Origin of the sequence: Streptomyces sp. R21 (genome assembly GCF_041051975.1) — a bacterium.
Classification (GTDB): domain Bacteria; phylum Actinomycetota; class Actinomycetes; order Streptomycetales; family Streptomycetaceae; genus Streptomyces.
Genome location: NZ_CP163435.1, coordinates 6,580,148 through 6,602,920, shown reverse-complemented (window position 1 = coordinate 6,602,920; position 22,773 = coordinate 6,580,148). Strand labels below are relative to the sequence as shown.

Sequence of the window (22,773 nt, the reverse complement as noted above, 5' to 3'; positions counted from 1 at the left end):
CCCCTGCCCGGAATTCTGCTTCATTCCTGCTGAGTTCACGGAGTTTCCCATGTCACCAGCGCACCCGTCCCTGCCCGGCGTCGACCGGCGGCTGTTCCTCACCTCGCTGCTCGGCGCCACCGCCGCCGTCGCCGGGCTCAGCGGCTGCGCGGGCACCAGTGCCGCCGCCGGGACCAAGGGCGCGTCGACCGCTCCGCTGGCCGACAAGGTCCCTTCCGGTACGAGTCTGAAGATCGCCTCCTACCAGGGCGTGCAGCAGCTTGAGTTCAAGCTCGCGAAGTTCGGTGAACTGCCTTTCACGGTGGCCGACTGGCCCAACATCGGCGCCGGTCCCGATGTCATCAACGCCTTCCGCGCCAAGTCCCTGGACGTCGCCAACAACGCGGGAATCCCGCCGATCCAGGCGCACTTCCAGGGATACGACGCGAAGATCGTCGCGATCAACGTCACCCGCAAGCCCAACTATCTCTTCGCCACCAAGCCCGGCAGCGACATCCGCACCGTCGAGGACTTCAGGGGAAAGAAGCTCGCCTTCTCGCAGGGGCAGGCCCAAGGTGTCGTACTCCTGCGGGCGTTGAAGAAGGCGGGGCTGAAGTACGACGACGTGAACCTGGTGCCGCTGACCAGCAACCAGTTCTTCACCGCCCTCCAGGCCGGCCAGGTCGATGTCGCGCCGCTCGCCAACCAGCAGGCACCGGCGTACCTCAAGCAGTACGAGCCCAAGGGCGCCCGCGCCATCACCACCGACGTGGTCGACCTGCTCAACCTCCTGTGGGCACCGGCCTCCGTGCTGGCCGACGAGGCGAAGGCCGCCGCGGTCGCCGCGTACATCCCGTACTGGGCGAAGGGCGCGGTCTGGCAGTACGAGCACCCGGACGCCTGGAACAAGGAGTTCTACGTCAAGACCCAGAACCTCACCCTCGCCCAGGCCGAGTCGATCACCGCGCTCGCCAACAAGCCGCTGTTCCCGTCGAGTTGGGCCGAGGCGATCAAGTGGGAGCAGGAGACCGCCGACCTGCTCGCCGACGGCGGCTTCGTGAAGCCGTTCAAGGTCGGCTCGCTCTTCGACCACCGCTTCGAGGGCATCGCGGCGAAGTCCGTACCCGCCGAGTACCGGAGTTGACCGTCATGACCACCACCGCCGCGGCACCCCTGGTGACCGCAGAGAAGACCGATCCGCAGGGGCGCGCCCGACGGCGCCGGAGCCTCTCCCCCGGCAGGCGGCTGCCCGCCGCCGGCCTGGTCGGCCCCGCCCTCGTCGTCGTCCTCTGGGCCGTCGCCTCCGCCGCCGGACAGCTGGACACCGCCGCGATCCCCGCGCCCTGGACGGTCCTGCGGACCGCCGGGAACCTGTGGACCGACGGCACCCTGACCACCGACGTAGGGACCTCCCTGGAGCGGGCCGGATACGGCTTCGCCCTCGGCCTCACCGCCGGTGTGGTCCTCGCCCTCGCGGCCGGGCTCAGCCGGGTCGGCGAGGCGCTGATCGACGGGACGGTGCAGCTCAACCGGGCGATCCCGACGCTCGGTCTGATCCCGCTGTTCATCCTCTGGCTGGGCATCGGCGAGACCTTCAAGATCGCGATCATCGCCATCGTCGTCTATATCCCGATCTATCTGAACCTGCACGCGGCCCTGTCCGGCATCGACCACCGCTATGTCGAACTCGCCGAGGTCCAGGGGCTGTCGAGGATCGCCTTCATCCGGCAGATCGTCATCCCGGGAGCCCTGCCGGGCTTCTTCGTCGGGCTGCGTCTCGGAGTGACCGGATCCTGGCTCGGCCTCGTCGTCCTGGAGCAGATCAACGCCACCAGCGGACTCGGCTACATGATGTTCCAGGCCCAGAACTACGGCCGCAGCGACATCATCCTCGTCGGCCTGCTGATCTACGGCGTCTTCGGTCTGGCCTCCGACAGCGCGGTCCGCCTCATCGAACGGAGGGTGCTGTCGTGGCGACGCACACTGAGCAGCTGACCCGGCCGACCGTCCAACTCCGGGGCCTCACCCGCTCGTTCGACGGCCGTACCGTCCTCGACGGCATCGACCTGGACCTTCCGGCCGGGCAGTTCACGGCGCTGCTCGGGCACAGCGGCTCCGGCAAGAGCACGCTGCTGCGCGCCATCGCCGGCCTCGACCACGAGGTCGTCGGAACCGGCCAGCTCACCGCCCCCGACCGGGTGTCGGTCGTCTTCCAGGACTCCCGGCTGCTGCCGTGGCAGCGCGTCCTCGACAACGTGCTGCTCGGCGCGGGCGGCAAGGACGCGGCGGAGCACGGCCGCGCCGCCCTCGCCGAGGTCGGTCTCGCCGGACGCGAACGGGCCTGGCCCAACGAGCTGTCCGGCGGCGAGGCCCAGCGTGCCGCGCTGGCCCGCTCCCTGGTCCGCGAGCCCGAACTCCTCCTCGCCGACGAGCCGTTCGGCGCGTTGGACGCCCTCACCCGGATCAAGATGCACGCGCTGCTGCGGGAGCTGTGGAAGCGTCATCAGCCGTCCGTCCTGCTCGTCACCCACGACGTGGACGAGGCGATCGTGCTCGCCGACCGGGTCCTCGTCCTCGACCACGGCCGTATCGGCCTCGACCTGACCATCGACCGCCCGCACCCGCGCTCGTACCGGGATCCGCTGCTCGGCGAGTACCGCGAGCGGCTGCTTGCCGCGTTGGGGGTTACCGAGGGGGTGGGGTGACCGTCCGTCTTCACCGTGACCGTCCGCCCTGGTGACCGTCTTCCGGGGGCTGCCGCCCCCGGACCCCCGCTGTCGGCCTGAACGGCCTCGTCCTCAAACGCCGGACGGGCTAAGACCCCCCGTACCAAAGGACACACCCATGACCCCGCCCCAGCGCCAACTCCATCTCAACGCCTTCCTGATGAACACCGGCCACCACGAGGCTTCCTGGCGGCTGCCGGAGAGCGACCCGTACGCCCATGTGGAGCTGGAGCACTACGTCCACCTGGCCGAGATCGCCGAACGCGGCACCTTCGACTCCCTCTTCCTCGCCGACGGGCCGCAGTTGTGGGGCAACATCGCCCAGCGGCCCGCCGGTTCGCTGGAGCCGCTCACGCTGCTGACCGCGCTGGCGACGGCGACCCGGCACATCGGCCTGATCGCCACCGCCTCCACCTCCTACAACTCCCCCTACAACCTGGCCCGCAAGTTCGCCTCGCTGGACATCATCAGCGGCGGCCGGGCGGGCTGGAACATCGTCACCACCGCCGGTGCCGAGGCCGCCCGCAACTTCGGCCTGGACGCCGAGCCGGCCCATGCCGAGCGATACGCCCGAGCCGCCGAGTTCCTCGACGTGGCCCTGAAGCTCTGGGACAGCTGGGAGGACGACGCGATCGTCGCCGACAAGGCGTCCGGCGTCTGGGGCGACGACGCGAAAGTCCACCCGCCCCGGCACCGGGGGACGTACTTCAGTGTCGAGGGCGCCCTCAACGTCCCCCGCTCGCCCCAGGGTTACCCGCTGCTCGTGCAGGCGGGATCGAGTGAGGACGGCAAGGCCTTCGCCGCCCGGTACGCGGAGGCCGTGTTCACCGCGCAGCAGACCCTCGCCGACGCGCAGTCCTTCTACGCCGACCTCAAGTCCCGTACCGCGGCAGCCGGTCGGGACCCCGAGCACATCAAGGTGCTGCCCGGGATCGTGCCGGTGATCGGCTCGACGGAGGCGGAGGCGCGGACGAACGAGCAGGTCCTCGAGGACCACATCGTGCACACGCACGGCGTCGCCAACCTGGAGCGTCTCCTGCAACTGCCCACCGGGACCCTTGAGTTGGACGCCCAGCTCCCGGCCGACCTGCCGCCCGAGGAGGCCATCGAGGGCGCCAAGAGCCGATACACGCTCATCGTCGAACTCGCCCGGCGCGAGCACCTCACCGTGCGGCAGCTGATCGGACGGCTCGGCGGCGGGCGCGGCCACCTCACCTTCGCGGGCACGCCCGAGCAGGTCGCCGACGCGATCGGGACCTGGTTCACCCAGGGCGCCGCCGACGGCTTCAACATCATGCCCGCGGTACTGCCGTCCGGCCTCGACGCCTTCGTCGACCACGTCGTCCCGATCCTGCGCGCCCGCGGCCTGCTCCGCAGCGAGTACGGCCCCCGCCGGACCCTGCGGGAGCGCTACGGCCTTCCGCGCCCCGCCAACCAGTACGTCACAGCCGACCGGAACGACCCCGCCCCCGCCCCCGCCCTCGTCTGAAAGGACCGCACATGTCCGGCATCGAAATCCGCAAGGTCACCGCGAACATAGGCGCCCGGATCTCCGGCGTCGACATCTCCAAGCCGCTCGGCGAGGAGACGGCCACCGCCCTCCGCGAGGCGCTCAACGTCCACAAGGCACTCGTCTTCGACGACGTGAACCTGGACGACGAGGGCCAGCAGGCCTTCGTCCGCCACTTCGGCGACATCACCACCGCCCATCCGACGGTCTCCTCCGTCGACGGCGTCCCCAACGTGCTGCCCGTCGACAGCGAGCGCGGCCGGGCCGCCAACAACTGGCACACCGACGTCACGTTCGTCCTCAACCCGCCGCAGGCCAGCACCCTGCGCAGCATCACGATCCCGCCGTACGGCGGCGAGACCCTGATCGCCAGCTCGGCCGCCGCCTACCGCAACCTGCCCGAGCCGCTCCGCGCCCTCGCCGACACCCTGTGGGCGGAGCACACCAACGACTACGACTACGCCGTGCCGGACGAGGAGATCGACGAGCAACTGGCAGCCCAGCGCGCCCAGTTCACGTCCATCAAGTTCCGCACGGTCCACCCGGTCGTGCGCGTCCACCCGCTGACCGGTGAGCGCGGGCTGTTCATCGGCGGCTTCGCCCAGCGGATCGTGGGCCTGTCGCCGTCCGAGTCCCGCAAGGTGCTCGACCTGCTCCAGGCGTACGTGACGCGGCCGGAGAACGTGCTGCGCCACCGCTGGTCGGAGAACCAGCTCGTCCTCTTCGACAACCGCATCACCCAGCACTACGCCATCGACAACTACGACGGGCAGCCCCGCCGTCTGCACCGGGTGACTGTCGCCGGTGACATCCCGGTCGGCATCGAGGGCAAGGAGAGCTACTCCATCGAGGGCGACGCCTCGCACTACACGACCGTGGCGGCGTAGCGGCGCGGTCACTGCCGGTGGCGGGCGCGTCCGGATGGTGGGCAGCCCCTCCTTCCGCGCGGAGGGGCTGCCCAGACTGTGGGCGTTTTTGCCCATCTACTGCACTGGACGAGCCGCGCCCATGCCGCACAGCACCACCACGGTCGAGACGCCGCCACAAGCGGCCGACGCCAACCCCCTGTCCCACGGCCTCAAGCAGCGCCACCTGTCGATGATCGCCCTGGGCGGGGTGATCGGTGCGGGGCTCTTCGTCGGCTCCGGCGCCGGGATCGCCGCCGCCGGTCCTTCGATCGTCCTCGCGTATGCCGTCTCCGGGCTCCTCGTCATGCTGGTGATGCGGATGCTCGGCGAGATGTCGGCCGCGTATCCGTCGTCCGGGTCGTTCTCGGCGCATGCCGAGCGGGCGATCGGGCCGTGGGCGGGCTTCACCGCCGGCTGGTCGTTCTGGGTGCTGCTGTGCACGGCCGTCGGCCTGGAGGGCATCGGCGCCGCGCACATCGTCACGGGCTGGCTGCCGGGCACGCCGGAGTGGGCGTGGGTGGCGCTGTTCATGGCCGTGTTCTGCGCGGCGAACCTCGCCGCGGTGAAGAACTTCGGCGAGTTCGAGTTCTGGTTCGCGGCGCTGAAGGTCGGCGCGATCACGCTGTTCCTGGTGCTGGGTGTGCTGGCGATCGCCGGGGTCCTGCCGGGCACCGACTCTCCCGGCACCTCCCACCTGACCGACTTCCTGCCGCACGGCAGCGAGGGGCTCGTCATCGGCCTGCTCGCCTCCGTGTTCGCGTACGGCGGTCTGGAGACCGTGACGATCGCGGCGGCGGAGTCCGAGGACCCGGTCAGGGGCGTCGCGAGCGCCGTCCGTACGGCGATGTGGCGCATCGCGCTCTTCTACATCGGCTCGATGGCGGTCATCGTCACGCTGGTCCCGTGGGACGCGGCTGCGGTCGTCGACCAGGGCAAGGGCCCCTACGTCGCCGCCCTCGACCGCCTCGACATCCCGGGCGCCGGGCAGGTCATGAACGTGGTCGTGCTGGTCGCGCTGCTCTCGGCGATGAACGCCAACATCTACGGCTCCTCGCGCATCGCGTACTCGCTGGTGGAGCGGGGCCAGGGCCCGAAGTCGCTGGGCCGGGTCTCCGCGGGCGTCCCGCGCGTCGCCGTCCTCGTCTCCTGTGTCTTCGGCTTCGGCTGCGTGCTGCTCAGCTACTGGCGTCCGGACGACGTCTTCCCCTGGCTGCTGAACATGATCGGCGCGGTGATCCTGGTCGTCTGGATCTTCATCGCGGTCTCGCAACTGCTGCTGCGCCGCCGGGTGGAGCGCGAGGCGCCCGAGAAGCTGGTCGTGCGCATGTGGCTGTTCCCGGCGCTGACCTGGGTGGCGCTCGCCGGAATGGTGGCCATCTTCGTCCTGATGGCCCGGGAGCCCGACACGCGCGTGCAGTTGTACGCGACGGGCGGCATGACCCTGTTCCTGGCGGCGATCGGCTACGCCCGGCAGCGGGCACGCGCCCGGAACTGACACCCGTACCGGCCCCCTCACGGTCCCCTCGCCACCCCCTTACGACCTCCGCACGACCCCCGAAGGCCCTCGCGTCCGAGCACGCGAGGGTCTTTTTGTTGCTAGGTTGTAGTTGCAAGTAATGTGCAATAAGAGGTCGGAGGGGACCCCCATGCCCGTCTACACGCTCCCTGAACTGCCGTACGACTACGCCGCGCTCGCCCCCGTGATCAGCCCCGAGATCATCGAGCTGCACCACGACAAGCACCACGCGGCTTATGTGAAGGGGGCCAACGACACGCTGGAGCAGCTCGCGGAGGCGCGCGACAAGGAGACGTGGGGTGCGCTGGGCGGGCTGGAGAAGAACCTCGCCTTCCACCTCTCCGGGCACATCCTGCACAGCATCTACTGGCAGAACATGAGCGGCGACGGCGGCGGTGAACCCCGCGCGGCCGACGGCGTGGGTGAGCTCGCGGACGCGATCACCGAGTCGTTCGGCTCGTTCGGAGCCTTCAAGGCGCAGCTCTCCAAGGCCGCCGCGACCACCCAGGGCTCCGGCTGGGGTGTCCTCGCCCACGAACCGCTCAGCGGCCGCCTGATCGTCGAGCAGGTCTACGACCACCAGGGCAACGTCGGCCAGGGCGCGACCCCCCTCCTGGTCTTCGACGCCTGGGAGCACGCCTTCTACCTGCAGTACCGCAACCAGAAGGTCGACTTCATCGAGGCCATGTGGCGGGTCGTCGACTGGCAGGACGTGGCCCGCCGTCACGCCGCCGCCAGGTCCCGTACGGATGTGTTGCTGCTCGCCCCCTGAGTCAGGTCCCTGCGACCCGTGAAACGTCCTGCTCGTGATCGTCTTCTCACCCTTCACGTGGCAGGCGCAGAGAAGGAGAGCCCCCGCGAGGACGTGACTCGCGGGGGCTTTCCCCCTCCCCGGAGTCCACCGATCGGTGGACGCGAAGTTCAACCGAGCACCCGTGCCGGTCAACTGCCCTGCTCAGCCAGGCTTTTGGGCATGAACTCACTTACTGTGCGCATGGCGCGCCAGAGCGCCCGGCACCCCTGGCGGGCGATCGTCGGATGGCTGGTGTTCGTGGTGCTGTGCCTGGGGCTCGGCAGTGCTGCCGGGATGAACAGCGCGAAGACGGCGGACTACCGGGTCGGCGAGGCCGGCCGTGCGGAGGCCCTGGCCGCCGAGGCCCATCTCGAACGCAAGTCCGCCGAGCAGGTGCTGATCTCCGCACGGACGGGCGCCCTCGACCGGGGCGCGGCCACGGCGGCCGCGCAGGACCTCACCGCCCGGATGAAAAAGCTGCCCGAGGTCGCGGGCGTGGCCGCACCGCTGCTGTCGAAGAAGCACGACATCCTCATGGTCGAGGTGTCCATCAAGGGCGAGGAGCGGGAAGCCGACGGCAAGGTCGCCGCGCTCGTCGCGCAGACCGAGGCCGTCCAGAAGGCCCATCCGCGGCTGCTGCTCCAGGAGACCGGAAGTGCCTCCACCAGCAAGGGAGTCGACGACCAGCGCGACAGCGACCTCGCGCTGTCCGAGAAGATCACCCTGCCGATCACGCTGCTGACCCTGCTGGTCGTCTTCGGCTCGCTCACCATGGCCGCCGTGCCGCTGCTGCTCGCGCTGTCGTCGATCGCGGCGGCCGTCGGGCTCTCGATGGTGGCCTCGCATCTCTCCCCCGACACCGGGGTCGGCACCAACGTCATCCTGATGATCGGCCTCGCGGTCGGCGTCGACTACACGCTCTTCTACCTCAAACGGGAACGCGAGGAGCGGGCCCGCCACGGCGGCCGGCTCGCCTCCGAGGCACTGGTGGAGCTGGCCGCGGCGACCTCGGGCCGCGCGGTCGTGGTCTCCGGGCTCGCGGTCGTCGCCTCCACGGCGACGCTGTACCTGGCCTCCGACGTGATCTTCTCCTCGCTCGCCACCGGCACCATCGTGGTCGTCCTGGTCGCCGTGGCCAGTTCGCTGACGGCACTGCCCGCGCTGCTCGTCCTCCTCGGCAGGCGCGCCGAACGACGGGCCGCCCGCCGGGCCGCGCGCGGAAAGCCCGTACGTCGTCGACACGGTGACGCCGGCGGCCGTCTGTGGGGCGCGCTGCTGCGACCCGCGAGCCGCCATCCCCTCGCCACCCTCTGCGTCTCGGTCCTCGCGCTGCTCGCCCTCGTCACCCCGCTGGCCGGGCTGAAGATCACCGAGATGAGCCGGGACACCCACTCCCGGGAGATCCCCGCCATGCGGGTGTACGACCGCCTCAACGAGGCCTTCCCCGACCAGCGGGTCACCCACCAGATCGTCGTACGCGCCGATGCCGGGCGCGCCGGAGAGGTCACCTCCGCGCTGCGCAAGCTCGCCCGACTCGCCGACAACGACCGGCTGTTCGCGGGCACGTCGCAGATCCGGACGTCCGCCGACCACCGAACCAGCACCCTTGAGCTGCGGGTCCCCTATCTCGGCAACTCCGACGAGGCGTACGACTCCCTCGACCACCTCCGCGACGACTACGTGCCCGCCACCGTCGGCAGGATCGACGGCGCCGAGTACGGCGTCACCGGCGATGTCGCCCGGTACGCCGACTATCCCGACCACCAGAACAGCAAACTCCCGCTGGTCCTCGGGGCGTTGCTCCTGGTGACGTTCGCGATGACCATGTACGCCTTCCGCTCGGTGGTGCTGGGTCTGCTAGGCGTCGTACTGAATCTGCTGTCCGCCGCGGCGGCGCTCGGGATGCTCGTCCTGGTCTTCCAGAACACCTGGGCCGAGAAGCTGCTGGACTTCCACTCCACCGGGTCGATCGGTTCGCGGGTGCCGCTCTTCCTCTTCGTGATCCTGTTCGGGCTGTCGATGGACTACCAGGTGTTCGTGGTGAGCCGGATCAGGGAGGCCGCGCTCGCGGGCGTACCGACTCGGCAGGCGGTGCTGGAGGGGATCCGCAGCTCGGCCAGTGTCGTCACCAGTGCCGCCGTCGTCATGACGACCGTCTTCGCGAGCTTCGTCTTCCTGCACATCATCGAGATGAAGCAGATCGGCTTCGTGCTCGCGGCGGCCGTGCTGCTGGACGCGTTCGTCGTGCGGATCATGATCCTGCCGTCGGCGATGCTGCTGCTCGGCGAGGCGAGCTGGTGGCCTTCGCGCGGAGTGCGGCGCAAGGCGACCACTGTGGATCACTCGGCCTCCGACCGTCCGGTGGTCGACGTACGTTGATCGGCATGACTGCTCTCGCCGGGCCCTCCGCGGCCGCCTTCTGGGCCACCTCGCTGCGCCGCTGGAACGCGGTGTGCTGGATGCTGTTCGCCGCGATGGCCGTCGGTATCACGGTGATGCACCGGCCCGGCGGGGGCATGTACGGGGCGCTCGCGCTGCTCGGCTGCGTGGTGCTGAGCTACGCGGTCCTCGACCGCTTCCCGGACAATCCCGTCGTACGGCCGCACGTGTACCTCTGGGTGCTGGTGCTCGCCCTCGGTGGTCTCGCGTATCTGCGCACCAGCTATGCGGCCCTGTTCATGGTGACGCTGCCGCACTACTGGATGTTCGGGCGCACCCCGCGGGCCTCGATGGGGTTCCTGGGGCTCGCCACCGCCACGACGCTGACCGGCAGCCAGCTCCAGCTCGGCTGGTCGAAGGACTTCTTCGGCGAGACGGCGGTGTCCACCCTGATCGTCGTCGCCGTGGGCGTGCTGATCGGACTGTGGGCGCACGCGGTGGTCGAGCAGAGCGACGAACGGGCCCGGCTGATCGAGGAGTTGGAGCGCACGCAGGCCCAGTTGTCCGAGGCGCACCAGCGCCAGGGGGCGGCCGACGAGCGGGAGCGGATGGCGCGGGAGATCCACGACACGCTCGCCCAGGGCTTCGCCTCGATCATCGTGCTCGCCGAGGCGGCCCGGGCGGGCATCGCGGCCGAACCGGCGCGCAGTGCCCAGCAGTTGCGGTCGATCGAATCCACGGCGCGGGAAAATCTCACCGAGGCACGGGAGCTGGTCGGCTCGGGGGCGCAGCCGGGCCATGTCGCCACGGGCTCGGTGGCGCAGACACTGCGCCGGATCCTGGACCGCTTCGTCGAGGACACCGGGCTCACCGTGGACGCGGACCTGGAGGACCTCGCGTGCGACCAGCAGACCCGGATCGCGCTGCTGCGCTGCACCCAGGAGTCCCTGGCCAATGTCCGCAAGCACGCGCGCGCGTCCACGGTCGGCGTGGTGCTGGCCCGGCAGCCGTACGGTGTGGAGCTGGAGATCACCGACGACGGCACCGGGTTCGTGGTGGAGGCGTCGACGGGTTTCGGGCTCGACGGTATGCGCAAGCGGCTGGCGGAGCTGGGCGGAAGGCTGACGGTGACGAGTTCGCTGGGGGACGGGACCCGGGTGCTGGCGCTGATACCCATGGACGGCGAGGTGGCGGGATGAGCACGGGAGAGCTGCGGATCATCGTGGTGGACGACCACACGGTGATGCGGGCCGGGGTGGTGGCGCTGCTGGCGGGCGAGAACGGCATCGAGATCGTCGGCGAGGCGGGCGACGGGCGCGCGGCGCTCGGTCTCGTCGAGCGGTACGACCCCGATGTGGCGCTCGTCGATCTGCGGATGCCGGTGCTCGACGGGGTCGCCACGACGACCGAGATCGTCGCCCGCTTCCCGCGCACCCGGGTGCTGATCCTGACGACGTACGACACGGACGCGGAGATCGAGCGCGGGGTGGAGGCCGGCGCCATCGGCTACCTCCTCAAGGACACCACGCGGGAGCAGCTCGTCGACGCCGTCCACGCGGCGGCACGCGGCGAGACGGTGCTCGCGCCCCGGGTCGCCGAGAAGCTGGTCGCCCGGATGCGGCAGCCGGTGCAGGTGCCGCTCACCGCCCGCGAGGCGGATGTGCTGAACGCGGTGGCGGACGGTCTGACCAACGCGGAGATCGGGCGCCGTCTCGTCATCGCCGAGGCCACGGTGAAGACGCATCTGCTGCGCCTGTTCGCGAAGCTGGATGTGAACGACCGGACCCGGGCGGTGGTGGTGGCGATGGAGAAGGGCCTGCTGCGGCGACCGTGAGCGCCGCTATGCACAGGGCACGTTGAGTGACAGCAGGGCCGCACTTCCGTCCTCCATGCGGATCTCGCTGACCGCCGCGTTGCGCAACTGCGGGAACACCCGCCGGTATGCGCCGAGCGGGATGGACAGCAGGGAGCAGAGGACCAGGCGCAGGAGGGTGTTGTGGGCGACGACCAGGACACGTTCGCCGGGGTGGGCGGTCGCGATGCGGCGCAGGGCGTTCGCGCCGCGGTGCGCGGCGGTGCGCGGGTCCTCCGCCTCCGGGAAGGGGTACGACACCGGGTCCGCCCGGAACGCCTTGGCCCGCTCGGGGTTGTCGGCGGCGAACTCGGCGAGGGTGCGGCCCTCCACGACGCCGAAGTCGCATTCGCGCAGGGCGGGTTCGCGGTGCGGGGTGAGACCGAGGGCGCGGCAGGCGGGGTCGGCGGTGGCGACGGCGCGGGAGACGGTGGACGTCCAGATCGCGTCGACGGGATGGGCGGCGGCCCAGCGGCCGAGGGCCTCCGCCTGGGCGCGGCCCTCGTCGGTGAGCGGGACGTCGCTCACCCCGGCGTAGCGGTTCTCGGCGTGCCAGATGGTCTGGCCGTGCCGGGCCAGCAGCAGTGTCGTCCTCGTGGTCGTCGTCATGACTGGGCAGTATCCAGGTCCAGCCGGGCCCGTGCGTGTGCGGCGACCGCCGCGGGCAGCCAGCCGCGCCGCTCCAGTTCGTCGACCAGGCGGGCGTACGGCTCGGCGAAGAGCGCGGTGCGGGCAGGGCGCGGTTCGACGAGGGTGCGGATGCGGACCATGCGTTCGGCGGCGTCGGCGAGTGTGGCCGTGGCGCCGGCGCCGAACGCGGCCAACGCGGCCATGCCCAGGGCGGGTTCGGTCTGCTCGGGGACGCGGGCGGGGCGGCCCAGGATGTCGGCGCGCAGCCGGTTCCAGTAGGCGCTGCGGGCGGCGCCTCCGGTGAAGGTGAGCGTGCCGTCCATCGGGGCGCCGAGGGCGTGCAGGGAGTCGAGGCAGAGGCGTTCCGTGTAACCGACGCCCTGGAGGAGGGCGGCCCACAGGTCGGCGTCGGAGGCGGGGGTGCCGAGGACGAAGGCGGTCGCGTCCGGGGCGAGGAAGGGAAAACGTTCGCCGGGTGAGACGAGCGGGTAGGCGAGGACGGACGCGGGCTCGAAGGCGACGGCCGCTGAGTCCATGACGGCGGGCGTGGCGTCCGGGAAGTACGCGGTCAGCGCGCCCGCGCCGACGCTCGACGCCCCGCCGGGCAGCCAACTGCCGTCCGGTGCACGATGGTTGTAGACGACTCCGGTCGCGTCCCGGACGGGTTTGGATGCGGCGCCCTTGAGGACGAGGGTCGTGCCGAGCACCGAGTTCCAGGAGCCCTCGCGCAGGGCGCCGGAGGCGATCTGGGCGGCGCAGCCGTCGGTCATCCCGGCGATCACCGGGGTTCCGGCGGGGATGCCGGTGGCCTCGGCGGCGGCCGCGCAGACCTCGCCGATCCGGCTGCCCGGACGGACGACGTCCGGCAACAGGCCGTCGGGAAGGTCCAGTGGGGAGAGGGCATCGCGCGGCCAGGCGTCGCGCTCGACGTCGTAGCCGGTCTTGAGGGCGTGGCTGGAGTCGGTCGGCGCGGGCCCGCCGGTGAGCCGGTGCACGATCGCGTCGGGCTGGTGGGCCAGCCTGAGTCCCCGCGCCCCGCCGTGCTCCCGCACCAGCCACAGCGCCTTCGGGAGCCCCCAGCCGTTCTGCACGAGCAGCCCTGCCTCCCGGGCCCGCCCGGCCTCCTCGGCCGCGCGCCCGTCGTCGTACATCAGGCCGGGGCTCACCGGCCGGCCGGAGCCGTCCGTCAGCAGCACGGTCCCGGACGTGCCGCACACGGCGAGAGCGCCGATGCGCACGCCCGATCGCGCGCCGAGGGCGGCCCGGGACGCCGCGCACACCGCCTGCCACCACTCCCCCGGGTCCTGCTCGTGCCGCACGCCCTCCCGGCGCCCGGTCAGCGGGGCCGAGCCGCTGCCGAGGAGCGTGCCGTCGCCCGCGACGAGCAGCACACGGACGCTCTGCGTGCCCAGGTCGATCCCCAGCCACGCGTCGCCGCCCTCATACCCCATCAGGCCTCCCGCACATACCTGCCAAGACTGTGAACTTCTCACTCTGCCCTGAGATTTTCTGTTGCGCGAGGGATTGACGGTCAACTTCCGCCGTTACACCCTCTGTTAACGAGTCGACTCAACGTGTTAACCCCGACCGGACCTTTGGAGGTCACGGATGGACATGCACGTGCACGACCGCCGACGCTTCCTCGCGCTCACCGCGGCGACGGCCGCCGCCCCGCTGCTGACCGCGTGCGGCGCCGGGTTCGGCGGGGACGACAAGAAGAACGACGGCTCGGCCGCCGAGGATGTGACCGGTTCCTTCGACTGGAAGCGGGAGAAGGGCAAGACCGTCAAGGCGCTGCTGAACAAGCACCCGTACACGGACGCGCTGATCGCCGATCTCAAGTCGTTCACCGAGAAGACCGGCATCAAGGTCGAGTACGACGTCTTCCCCGAGGACAACTACTTCGACAAGCTCACCGTGGACCTGTCGAGCGGGCGGGCCTCGTACGACGTCTTCATGCTCGGCGCGTACATGGTGTGGCAGTACGGGCCGCCGGGCTGGCTGGAGGACCTCGGGCCGTGGATGCGCAGCTCCTCGGCCACCGGCCAGGAATGGGACCAGGCCGACTTCTTCCCCAACCTCCTCCAGGCCGACCAGTGGTCGCTGAAGGCGGGCGCACCGCTCGGTCAGGGCGGGCAGTACGCGCTGCCGTGGGGCTGGGAGACGAACGTCGTCGCCTACAACACGGACGTGTTCAAGAAGCTCGGGCTGAAGCCCGCCGAGAGCTTCGACGAGTTGCGCGAACTCGCCGGGACGATCAAACGCAAGGCCCCCGGTGCCGGGTTCGACGGGATGTACGGCATCGCGGTACGCGGGTCGAGGAGCTGGGCGACCATCCACCCGGGCTTCATGACGATGTACGCCCGCAACGGACTGCACGACTTCACCGTCACCGACGGCAAGCTGAAGCCCGCCATGAACACCCCTCAGGCCATCGCGTTCCAGCAGGACTGGGCCGACATGGTCAAGCGGGGCGGGCCGCCGTCCTGGACGTCGTACACCTGGTACCAGTGCTCCAGCGACCTCGGCGCGAAGAAGGCCGGGATGCTGTTCGACGCGGACACGGCCGCGTACTTCCAGGCGGTGAAGGGTGCGAGCCCGGCCTCCGGGAAGATCGCCTTCCATCCCGGACCGAAGGGGCCCGACGGGTCGCTCGCCACCAACATGTGGATCTGGTCGCTCGGGATGAACTCCAAGAGCAAGAAGAAGAGCGCCGCCTGGCTGTTCCTCCAGTGGGCGACCGGCAAGGAGCATCTGCGCAAGGGCGCGCTGACGTACAACCACATCGATCCGGTGCGGAAGTCGATCGCCCAGGACGGCGCCTACAAGGACAAGATGCGGCACCTGGAGGGGTTCATCGACACCTTCGAGGCGGTCGTCGACCAGACGAAGATCCAGTTCACGCCGCAGAGCCAGTTCTTCGACGCGACGACGAGCTGGGCGGCCTCGCTCCAGGAGATCTACGGCGGCAAGAGCGCCAGGTCCGTGCTGAACGGGCTGGCAAGTGACCTGGCCTCCAAGGTGGGTTGACGCCGATGGCCGCAGACGCCTCTCGTACGACCTCGTTGAAGGAGACCGACCACGGGGCGGCCTCGCGCGAGGAGGGCACGCGGCGGGTACGGGCCGTTCCGGCCTGGCGGCGCGGACTGCGCCCGTACCTGCTGATCGTGCCCGCGCTGCTGCTCACCGGCGGGATCCTGTACCCGTTCGGACTCGGCCTGTACTACACGCTGTTCGACTTCTCGGCGAGCAAGCCGCAGCCGGACATGGTGGGCTTCGACAACTACCGGACCGTGTTCACCCAGGACGCCTTCTGGAACTCCGCGTGGGTGACCGTCCTGTACGCCGTCGGGGCCGCCGCCTTCGAGACCGTGCTCGGAGTCTCCGTCGCCCTGCTGCTGCACCGCTCGACGCTCGTCGGCCGGGTGCTGGAGAAGATCCTCATCCTGCCGTTGATGATCGCCCCCGTGATCGCCGCGATCATCTGGAAACTGATGCTCCAGCCGTCGGTGGGGGTGGTGAACCATCTGCTGAAACCCTTCGGACTGGGGGGAGTTCAGTGGACGGACACCCCGACGGGCGCGCTGCTGTCGTCGATCGCGGTCGACGTCTGGGTCTACACGCCGTTCGTGGCGATCCTCGCCCTGGCCGGTCTGCGGTCGCTGCCCACCTCCCCGTTCGAGGCGGCGGCCGTGGACGGCGCGGGCTGGTGGTACACCTTCCGGCGGCTGACGCTGCCGATGCTGTGGCCGTACGTCCTGGTCGCGGTGATCTTCCGGTTCATGGACTCGCTGAAGGTGTTCGACATCATCTACGCCCTCACCGAGGGCGGGCCCGGCGACTCCACGGTGGTCCTGCAGATCCGCGCCTACCTGGAGGCTATCCGCTTCCAGCGCTACTCGTTCGGGATCAGCTACACGATCGTGCTCTGGGCCGTGGTCTATCTGGCGGCGATGGTGCTCGTACGCCATCTGGGCCGCATCCAGCGCCGGGCGGCGGAGGTGTCGAAGTGACGGGAAGGAAAGCGAAGGACAGGCAAGTGACGGTCAGGGGCAGGTGGTTGAGCCTGCTCGGCGACCTCGCCCTCATCCTCTACTTCCTCTTCGCGCTCTTCCCGATCGCCTGGATGGTGATCCTCTCGCTGAAGCCCGCCAACCAGCTCTTCAGCACCTACTTCTCCTTCACCCCGACCCTCGGCTCCTACCGGACCGTCCTCGGCGACAGCGAGGGCATCCCGTTCGTGCGGTTCTTCGTCAACAGCCTGGTGGTGTCGGTGGGCGCGGTGGCGCTCTCACTCGTGGTCGGGCTCCCGGCGGCGTACGCGTCGGCGCGCTGGCGCTTCAAGGGCTCCGAGAACCTGATGTTCACGCTGCTGTCGTTCCGCTTCGCACCCGAACTCACCGTGATCATCCCGCTGTTCGTGCTCTACCAGAAGCTCGGCCTCTTCGACACGTACGTCGGCATGGTGTGGGTGCTGCAACTGGTCACCCTGCCGCTGATCGTGTGGATCATGCGGTCGTACTTCGCCGATCTGACCCCGGAGCTGGAGCAGGCGGCCCTGCTGGACGGCTACACGCGCAAGCAGGCGTTCTTCAAGGTCGCCCTGCCGCTGGTCAAGCCCGGCATCGCGGCCGTGTCACTGCTCGCGTTCATCTTCGCCTGGAACAACTTCGTCTTCCCGCTGATCCTCACCTCGAACGAGGCCCAGACCGTGACCGTGGGCGCGCTGTCCTTCCTCGGCGGCGACCGGCCCAAGTACAACCTCACGGCCGCCGCCGCGCTGATCTCCGTCGTACCGCCGCTGCTGCTCGCGCTGACCATCCAGCGGTATCTGGTGCGCGGGCTGTCGTTCGGGGCGGTGAAGTCGTGATCGCACTACGGGGGATCCGGAAGAACTATGGCAGGACCACCGCGCTCGACGGCCTCGAACTGGAGGTGGCCGAGGGCGAGTTCTTCTGTCTGCTCGGGCCGTCGGGAGCGGGCAAGACGACCACGCTCAAGACCGTGGCGGGACTTGAGCAGCCCGACGCCGGGACGGTCGAGCTGGACGGCGCCGACATGACCGGGGTGGAGCCGTACGACCGGGGCGTGGCCATGTGCTTCGAGAGCTACGCCCTCTACCCGCACCGCTCCGCCTACGACAACCTCGCCTCGCCACTGCGCTCGCCCCGGCACCGGCTGCCCGCCGCCGAGGCCCGCGACCGGATCGGCGCGATCGCCGAACTCCTCGGTATCAGCGGCTTGTTGGACCGCCCGGTCGGGCAGCTGTCCAACGGGCAGCGGCAGCGCGTCGCCCTCGGCCGGGTCCTGGTCCGGCCCGCGCGCGCCTTCCTCCTCGACGAGCCGCTCTCCCACCTCGACGCCAAGCTGCGCCAGCAGATGCGCGCCGAACTGAAGGCGATCGGCGCCGTGCAGCACACCACCACGCTGTACGTCACCCATGACTCGGTCGAGGCACTGGCGCTCGGCGACCGGATCGGCGTGATCCGGGACGGGCGGATCGTGCAGACCGGGACGCGCGAGGAGATCTGGTACCAGCCGGGCGACACGGAGGTGGCGCGGGCGTTCGGGCGCCCGCGGATCAATCTGCTGCCGGGCACGGTGACGCAGGAGCACGGATTCCGGTCGGCGGACGGGGCGGTCGAGCTGCCGGTCGGTGCCGGGGCGTCCCCGGGCACGGAGGTGCTGGTCGGCGTACGGCCCCGGGACCTCATGCTCGGCGAGGGTCCCGTCGAACTCACCGGCACCGTGTACGTCACCGAGGTGCTCGGCCGGGCGGTCGAGGTCACCGTCCGGCTCGGCGGGCAGCACGTGTCCCTCGTGGCGCCGCGCGCGGACGCGGCCGGACTGCGTCCCGACGACCCGGTACGGCTGACGGTCCGGCCTGAGAACCTGCTGCTGTTCGAGGCCGACCGGCCTAAGCGCCCAGGACGACGGATCGGGAAGAGCGCACGATGAACAGCAGCAGTGGCAACAGTGGTGGTGGCAGCAGTGCACAGCAGGGGCCCGCGGCGCGGCAGGCCGCCATGGCCGAGCGGGTCCTCGCCGACGGTTCGGCGACCGCGGCCGAGCTCGCCGAGCACTTCGGAGTGAGCCTGATGACCATCCACCGCGACCTCGACGAGCTCGAACGGCAGGGAATCGTCAGGAAGTTCAGGGGCGGGGTGACCGCGCAGCCGTCCGGGGTCTTCGAGTCGAACGTGCAGTACCGGCTGAAGACCATGCGGCCGCAGAAGGCCGCCGTCGCCGAGCACGCGATGAAGCTGATAGAGCCCGGCATGGCGGTCCTGCTCGACGACTCGACGTCGACGCTGGAGATAGCGCGCAGGCTCCGGCTCGGCGAGATCACCCCGCTCACGGTCGTCACCAACTTCCTGGAGGCGATCAACCTGCTCGCCGACCAGCGGGGCATCCACCTGATGGCGCTCGGCGGCGACTACGACCCCCTGCACTCCTCCTTCCTCGGGGTGTCGTGCGTGGAGGCGGTGCAGTCGCTGCGGGTGGACGTGTGCTTCGCCTCGACGTCGGCGGTGCTCGGCGGCCACGCCTACCACCAGGAGCAGCACATCGTGTCGGTGAAGCGGGCGATGCTCGACTCGGCCGCCCGCAACGTCCTGCTGCTCGACCACACCAAGCTCGGCCGCGTCGCCCTGCACCGGGTCGCCCCGCTGTCCCGCTTCGACCTGGTCCTGGTGGACGACGGGGCGACGCCGGAGGCGCTGCGCGACCTGGATGAACACAAGGTCCCCTACGAGGTGTGCACGACGAGCGCGACGAAGGCGGGAGCCGAGTGAGGACGTGCCCCGCCGGGCTGCCGTGAAGGAGGGCGATGACCGCACTGGAGCTTCGTGAGCTGCGCAAGACCTACCGGTCGCGGGGGCGGCCGGCCGTGGACGCCGTACGCGGTCTCGATCTGGAGCTGCGCTCCGGCGAACTGCTGGGCCTGCTCGGGCCGTCCGGCTGCGGCAAGTCGACGACCCTGCGCATGATCGCGGGCCTGGAGACGGTGACCGGCGGCGACATCCTGGTCGGCGGGGCGTCGGTGGTCGGGCGGCCCGCGCAGCAGCGGAACATCGGGGTCGCCTTCGAGAACTACGCGCTGTATCCGCCGCTGAACGTCGCCGAGAACCTGGCGTTCGGGCTGAAGGCCAGGAGGCGGGGGGCGCGCGGGTCCCGTACGGAGGTCGCCCGCAAGGTCGCCGAGATCGCCGAACGGGTCGCGCTCACCGATCTGCTGGAGGCCAGGCCCGCGGGCCTGTCGAGCGGGCAGAAGCAGCGCGTGGCCCTCGCCCGCGCGCTGATCCGCGAGCCGGACGTCCTGCTGCTCGACGAGCCGCTGTCCCACCTCGACGCGGCGCAGCGCGACACCACCCGCCGCGAACTCAAGCGCATCCAGCGGGACTTGGGGCACACCACGATCCTGGTCACACACGACCAGGAGGAGGCGCTGTCGCTCGCCGACCGGATCGCGGTGATGAAGGACGGGGTCATCCAGCAGCTCGGCACCCCCTACGAGATCTACGACTCTCCCGCCAACACCTTCGTCGCGGACTTCGTCGGCGAGCCCGCGATCAGTCTGCTGCCGGGGATCGCGACGGGCGACGGACGGGCCCGCCTGTCGGACTCCGTGCGGCTCGCGCTGCCGGTGCCCGTGGCGGCGGGGCGCGAGATCGTGGTCGGGATCCGGCCGGAGGACCTGCGGCTCACGGGCGCCGCCGACGAGGGCGGGCTGCCCGCCCGGGTCGTCGCCCACGAACCCCTGCTGGAGTCGGGCATCGCGACCCTGGCCCTCGAAGGAGTGGAGCGGCCACTGGTCGTCCTCACCGACCCCGAGGTGCGGCTCGCGCACGACGAGCGTGTCCGGGTGGCGGCCGACGCCCGCCTCACCCATGTTTTCGACGCCGAGACGGGGGACTCCCTGCGATGACGACACCTCTGCGCGTACTGGCGGCCGGCGACCACTTCGTCCTCCCGTCGCTGATCACGGCGGCCGTCCGCGAGGCACTGCACGAACTCCCCTGCACTAGTGGAGAGTTGATGCTCGGCTGGCCTCTTGAGCCGTTCGGCCGGGTCGCCGAGGTCGAGGAGGCCAGCGACGCCGAGGACCAACTGATCGACGCTCTCGCCGGCGTGCAGGTTCTGGTCACCCAGATGGGCCCGGTCACCGCGCGCGTCCTCGCGGCCTCCCCGGCGCTGCGCCTGGTCGTCGTCTGCCGGGGCGGCCCGGTGAACGTGAACCTGGACGCCGCCAAGTCCCGTGACGTACGGGTGTGTTACGCACCCGGGCGGAACGCCGCCGCCACCGCCGAGTTCACCGTCGGCCTGATGCTGGCGGCCCTGCGCCGCATCCCGCAGGCCCATGAACTCCTGGCCGGGCAAGGGAGTTGGCAGGGCGCGAGCTTCTACACGTACGAGCACAGCGGCCTGGAGCTGGAGGACCTGCCCGTGGGCCTGGTCGGCTACGGGGCGGTGGGCAGCAGGGTCGCCCGGGTGCTGTGTGCCTTCGGCGCGCGCGTGATGGTCTACGACCCGTACATCCGCGGCGAGGTCCACGGTCTGCGCGTCTCCTCCCTCGACGAACTCCTGTCCAGCTCCCGGGTGATCACCCTGCACGCCCGGCTCACGCCCGAGACGCGTGGCCTGATCGGTGCCCGCGAGCTCGCGCTGCTGCCGCCCGGCGCGGTAGTGGTGAACGTGGCGCGCGGCCCGCTGCTCGACGAGGACGCGCTGTGCGACGCGATGGAGAGCGGACAGGTGTCGGCCGCGGCACTGGACACGTACGAACAGGAGCCGGTGCCCGCCGCATCGCGGCTGTTCGGCCTCGCCGAGCGGCTGGTGCTGACCCCGCACCTGGGCGGGGCAAGCCGGGCCGTCGCCGAGAAGGCCGCGGCGATCGCGGCGGCGGAGGTGGGGCGTTGGGCACGCGGGGAGCCGCTGGCGCACTGTCTGACCTGAACGCCGCACGGGCCATGGGGACTTGAGACCTTGGGAGGCCGAGCATGTACGTCGGGATCGATGTGGGCACGTCCATGGTGAAGGCCGCCGCCTTCGACGAGCGGGGCCGTCAACTCGCCGTCGAGGCACGGCCGGTGGACCTCGCCATCCGGGGCGGCTTCGTCGAGCAGGACATGGAGGAGGTGTACGCCGCCGTCGTCGCCGTCCTCTCCGCGCTGACCGCCGCCGTACCCGGCCCGGTCGAGCTGGCGGGGCTGACCGGGCAGGGCGACGGGGTGTGGCTGGTCGACGCGGCGGGGCGCCCCGTGCGGGCCGCGGTCTCCTGGATGGACGGCCGGGCCCACGAACTGCTCGACCAGTGGCTGGCCGACGGCACCTTCGAGACGGTCTTCCGGCGCACCGGCAACGCCATGTTCCCGGGCTGCCCCGGCCCGCTGCTGGCCTGGCTGGAGCAGCACGAGCCCAAGTCCCTCGACGCCGCCGCCACCGCTCTGTACTGCAAGGACATGGTCTTCCAGCGGCTGACCGGCGTCCGCGCCACGGATGTGTCGGACGCGTCGATGCCGTTCCTCGACCCGCGGACACGGGCGTACGACAACCGGGTCGTCGAGCTGCTCGGGCTGACCCACCGGCGGGGGCTGCTGGCGCCGGTGAGCGATCCGCTCGCCACCGCGCGAACCCTCGGCGAGGGGCTGCCCGCGGGCGTCCCGCTGGCCAACGGCCCGTACGACCTGCCCGCCTGCGCGCTCGGCGCCGGGCTCACCGCTCCGGGTGACGGGCTGTTGATCGTCGGCACCTGTCTGGCCAGCCTGGTGGGCACGACCGACCTGGACCTGACCGGCGAACCGGCGGGCCTCTACATCTCGACCGACCGGGTCGGGTACTGGCTGCGTGCCATGCCCGCGATGGTCGGCACCGCCGCCCTCGACTGGGTGCTGTCGACCACCGGCGTCCAGCACGACGAGGTGGACGGCCTGCTGGAGGCGACCCCGCCCGGCGCGCACGGCGTCCGCGTCCTGCCGTACTTCGCCCCCTCCGGCGAGCGCGCCCCCTTCGTCGAGCCCCGGCTGCGCGCCGAACTCACCGGAATCTCCCTGGAGTCCGGCCGCGGCGACCTCGTCCGCGCCGTCTGCGAGGGCATCGGCTACGCCGCCCGGCACTGCCTGGAGGCCGCCGGCCTCACCGGGACCCTGGCCGTCTGCGGCGGCGGCACCCGAAGCTCCGCCTGGATGCGGCTGCTGTCGGATGTGCTGGGGCGGCCGTTGCGGGTGGTCGAGGGGGAGGTGGGGGCGCGGGGCGCCGTCCTCGCCGCCGCCGAGCGCCACGGGGTCGCTCTCGACACGGCCGCCTGGACCGAGCCCACGGCGACCGTGCGGCCCGACGCCGGGCGGGCGGCGTACTACACCAAGGCGTACGAGGACCACTTGGCCCGGCTGGCGGAGGCCCGGGGCCGGGCTCGACGCTAGGGGTCAGTGGAGCCGAACGTGGCACGGCCCCCGCGAGAAGCTGTCTCGCGAGGGCCTTA

General features: G+C 70.8%; 20 protein-coding genes. 18 read left to right on the top strand and 2 right to left on the bottom strand.

Going from position 1 to position 22,773, the window contains the following annotated elements:
• The first annotated feature begins 49 nt into the window (after positions 1-49).
• The 10 genes from AB5J56_RS29460 to AB5J56_RS29415 all read left to right on the top strand — a co-directional run bounded on the left by AB5J56_RS29460 (position 50) and on the right by AB5J56_RS29415 (position 11,645).
• Positions 50-1,123, top strand: coding sequence for an ABC transporter substrate-binding protein (locus tag AB5J56_RS29460; protein ID WP_369236726.1), 1,074 nt, complete (start codon positions 50-52; stop codon positions 1,121-1,123).
• A 5-nt stretch (positions 1,124-1,128) separates the two neighbouring features.
• Entirely contained in the window at positions 1,129-1,974 is an 846-nt protein-coding gene (locus tag AB5J56_RS29455) for an ABC transporter permease (protein WP_369236724.1), read from the top strand.
• The gene (locus AB5J56_RS29450) at positions 1,950-2,684 is read left to right on the top strand and encodes an ABC transporter ATP-binding protein (RefSeq protein ID WP_369236722.1); all 735 of its coding nucleotides are present in this window, start codon (positions 1,950-1,952) and stop codon (positions 2,682-2,684) included. Before AB5J56_RS29455 ends, AB5J56_RS29450 begins: the two co-directional genes overlap by 25 nt.
• 139 nt (positions 2,685-2,823) lie before the next feature.
• Positions 2,824-4,194, top strand: coding sequence for an LLM class flavin-dependent oxidoreductase (locus AB5J56_RS29445; RefSeq protein ID WP_369236720.1), 1,371 nt, complete (start codon positions 2,824-2,826; stop codon positions 4,192-4,194).
• An 11-nt stretch (positions 4,195-4,205) separates the two neighbouring features.
• Complete coding sequence (locus AB5J56_RS29440) at positions 4,206-5,102, top strand: TauD/TfdA dioxygenase family protein (protein ID WP_369236718.1); 897 nt, start codon at positions 4,206-4,208, stop codon at positions 5,100-5,102.
• Between the two features lie 121 nt (positions 5,103-5,223).
• Positions 5,224-6,618, top strand: coding sequence for an amino acid permease (locus AB5J56_RS29435; RefSeq protein WP_369236716.1), 1,395 nt, complete (start codon positions 5,224-5,226; stop codon positions 6,616-6,618).
• A 151-nt stretch (positions 6,619-6,769) separates the two neighbouring features.
• A complete protein-coding gene (locus AB5J56_RS29430) occupies positions 6,770-7,411 on the top strand; it encodes a superoxide dismutase (RefSeq protein WP_369236714.1) in 642 nt (213 codons plus the stop codon).
• 201 nt (positions 7,412-7,612) lie between these two features.
• A complete protein-coding gene (locus AB5J56_RS29425; RefSeq protein ID WP_369236712.1) occupies positions 7,613-9,811 on the top strand; it encodes an MMPL family transporter in 2,199 nt (732 codons plus the stop codon).
• A gap of 5 nt (positions 9,812-9,816) precedes the next feature.
• A complete protein-coding gene (locus AB5J56_RS29420; protein ID WP_369236710.1) occupies positions 9,817-11,010 on the top strand; it encodes a sensor histidine kinase in 1,194 nt (397 codons plus the stop codon).
• Complete coding sequence (locus AB5J56_RS29415; RefSeq protein WP_369236708.1) at positions 11,007-11,645, top strand: response regulator; 639 nt, start codon at positions 11,007-11,009, stop codon at positions 11,643-11,645. The genes AB5J56_RS29420 and AB5J56_RS29415 overlap by 4 nt, the downstream gene beginning before the upstream one ends.
• A gap of 6 nt (positions 11,646-11,651) precedes the next feature.
• On the opposite strand, the gene AB5J56_RS29410 is transcribed toward AB5J56_RS29415, so the two are convergent.
• Positions 11,652-12,272 carry a histidine phosphatase family protein gene (locus AB5J56_RS29410; RefSeq protein ID WP_369236706.1) on the bottom strand — a complete coding sequence of 207 codons (621 nt, stop codon included), beginning with the start codon at positions 12,270-12,272 and terminating at the stop codon, positions 11,652-11,654.
• On the bottom strand, positions 12,269-13,744 hold the full coding sequence (locus AB5J56_RS29405; RefSeq protein ID WP_369236704.1) for an FGGY-family carbohydrate kinase: 1,476 nt from the start codon (positions 13,742-13,744) through the stop codon (positions 12,269-12,271). The genes AB5J56_RS29410 and AB5J56_RS29405 overlap by 4 nt, the downstream gene beginning before the upstream one ends.
• A gap of 157 nt (positions 13,745-13,901) precedes the next feature.
• Between AB5J56_RS29405 and AB5J56_RS29400 the strand changes: the two genes are divergently transcribed.
• From AB5J56_RS29400 to AB5J56_RS29365, 8 genes are read left to right on the top strand one after another with little or no spacing between them, the layout of a single operon-like run.
• Positions 13,902-15,323, top strand: a complete 1,422-nt coding sequence (locus AB5J56_RS29400; RefSeq protein ID WP_369236702.1) for a sugar ABC transporter substrate-binding protein — start codon at positions 13,902-13,904, stop codon at positions 15,321-15,323.
• A gap of 5 nt (positions 15,324-15,328) precedes the next feature.
• Positions 15,329-16,306: a carbohydrate ABC transporter permease gene (locus AB5J56_RS29395; RefSeq protein ID WP_369236700.1), complete on the top strand. Its 978-nt coding sequence runs from the start codon at positions 15,329-15,331 to the stop codon at positions 16,304-16,306.
• Between the two features lie 26 nt (positions 16,307-16,332).
• The gene (locus AB5J56_RS29390) at positions 16,333-17,163 is read left to right on the top strand and encodes a carbohydrate ABC transporter permease (protein WP_369236698.1); all 831 of its coding nucleotides are present in this window, start codon (positions 16,333-16,335) and stop codon (positions 17,161-17,163) included.
• On the top strand, positions 17,160-18,251 hold the full coding sequence (locus AB5J56_RS29385; protein WP_369236696.1) for an ABC transporter ATP-binding protein: 1,092 nt from the start codon (positions 17,160-17,162) through the stop codon (positions 18,249-18,251). Before AB5J56_RS29390 ends, AB5J56_RS29385 begins: the two co-directional genes overlap by 4 nt.
• Entirely contained in the window at positions 18,248-19,087 is an 840-nt protein-coding gene (locus tag AB5J56_RS29380; protein ID WP_369236694.1) for a DeoR/GlpR family DNA-binding transcription regulator, read from the top strand. The genes AB5J56_RS29385 and AB5J56_RS29380 overlap by 4 nt, the downstream gene beginning before the upstream one ends.
• Before the next feature lie 35 nt (positions 19,088-19,122).
• Entirely contained in the window at positions 19,123-20,220 is a 1,098-nt protein-coding gene (locus AB5J56_RS29375; RefSeq protein ID WP_369236692.1) for an ABC transporter ATP-binding protein, read from the top strand.
• The gene (locus tag AB5J56_RS29370; RefSeq protein WP_369236690.1) at positions 20,217-21,248 is read left to right on the top strand and encodes an NAD(P)-dependent oxidoreductase; all 1,032 of its coding nucleotides are present in this window, start codon (positions 20,217-20,219) and stop codon (positions 21,246-21,248) included. The genes AB5J56_RS29375 and AB5J56_RS29370 overlap by 4 nt, the downstream gene beginning before the upstream one ends.
• A gap of 44 nt (positions 21,249-21,292) precedes the next feature.
• A complete protein-coding gene (locus tag AB5J56_RS29365) occupies positions 21,293-22,714 on the top strand; it encodes an FGGY family carbohydrate kinase (RefSeq protein ID WP_369236688.1) in 1,422 nt (473 codons plus the stop codon).
• Positions 22,715-22,773: the final 59 nt, after the last annotated feature.